Source organism: Streptomyces sp. NPDC050732, assembly GCF_040654255.1.
In the GTDB taxonomy this organism is placed as follows: domain Bacteria; phylum Actinomycetota; class Actinomycetes; order Streptomycetales; family Streptomycetaceae; genus Streptomyces.
The window spans coordinates 1-1,328 of the sequence record NZ_JBFAHP010000081.1; the positions used below are offsets into that span (position 1 = coordinate 1).

The 1,328-nt window shown below is 56.9% G+C and carries 1 rRNA gene (running past one end of the window); it reads left to right on the plus strand.

Going from position 1 to position 1,328, the window contains the following annotated elements:
- Positions 1-54 precede the first annotated feature (54 nt).
- Positions 55-1,328: ribosomal RNA gene (locus AB0H82_RS36330) — 23S ribosomal RNA — on the plus strand (it continues 1,600 nt past the right edge of the window).

Consider the following 1,328-nt stretch of genomic DNA (forward strand, 5'->3'; position numbering starts at 1 on the left):
GTGATGGGTGGTTGGTCGTTGTTTGAGAACTGCACAGTGGACGCGAGCATCTGTGGCCAAGTTTTTAAGGGCGCACGGTGGATGCCTTGGCACCAGGAACCGATGAAGGACGTGGGAGGCCACGATAGTCCCCGGGGAGTCGTCAACCAGGCTTTGATCCGGGGGTTTCCGAATGGGGAAACCCGGCAGTCGTCATGGGCTGTCACCCGCTGCTGAACACATAGGCAGTGTGGAGGGAACGCGGGGAAGTGAAACATCTCAGTACCCGCAGGAAGAGAAAACAACCGTGATTCCGGGAGTAGTGGCGAGCGAAACCGGATGAGGCCAAACCGTATGCGTGTGAGACCCGGCAGGGGTTGCGCATACGGGGTTGTGGGATCTCTCTTTCACAGTCTGCCGGCTGTGAGACGAGTCAGAAACCGTTGATGTAGGCGAAGGACATGCGAAAGGTCCGGCGTAGAGGGTAAGACCCCCGTAGTCGAAACATCAGCGGCTCGTTTGAGAGACACCCAAGTAGCACGGGGCCCGAGAAATCCCGTGTGAATCTGGCGGGACCACCCGTTAAGCCTAAATATTCCCTGGTGACCGATAGCGGATAGTACCGTGAGGGAATGGTGAAAAGTACCGCGGGAGCGGAGTGAAATAGTACCTGAAACCGTGTGCCTACAAGCCGTGGGAGCGTCGCGTGCAGCACTTGTGCTGTACGTCGTGACTGCGTGCCTTTTGAAGAATGAGCCTGCGAGTTTGCGGTGTGTTGCGAGGTTAACCCGTGTGGGGAAGCCGTAGCGAAAGCGAGTCCGAATAGGGCGATTTAGTAGCGCGCTCAAGACCCGAAGCGGAGTGATCTAGCCATGGGCAGGTTGAAGCGGCTGTAAGAGGTCGTGGAGGACCGAACCCACCAGGGTTGAAAACCTGGGGGATGACCTGTGGTTAGGGGTGAAAGGCCAATCAAACTCCGTGATAGCTGGTTCTCCCCGAAATGCATTTAGGTGCAGCGTCGTGTGTTTCTTGCCGGAGGTAGAGCACTGGATAGGCGATGGGCCCTACCGGGTTACTGACCTTAGCCAAACTCCGAATGCCGGTAAGTGAGAGCACGGCAGTGAGACTGTGGGGGATAAGCTCCATGGTCGAGAGGGAAACAGCCCAGAGCATCGACTAAGGCCCCTAAGCGTACGCTAAGTGGGAAAGGATGTGGAGTCGCAGAGACAACCAGGAGGTTGGCTTAGAAGCAGCCACCCTTGAAAGAGTGCGTAATAGCTCACTGGTCTAGTGATTCCGCGCCGACAATGTAGCGGGGCTCAAGCGTACCGCCGAAGTCGTGTCATTCA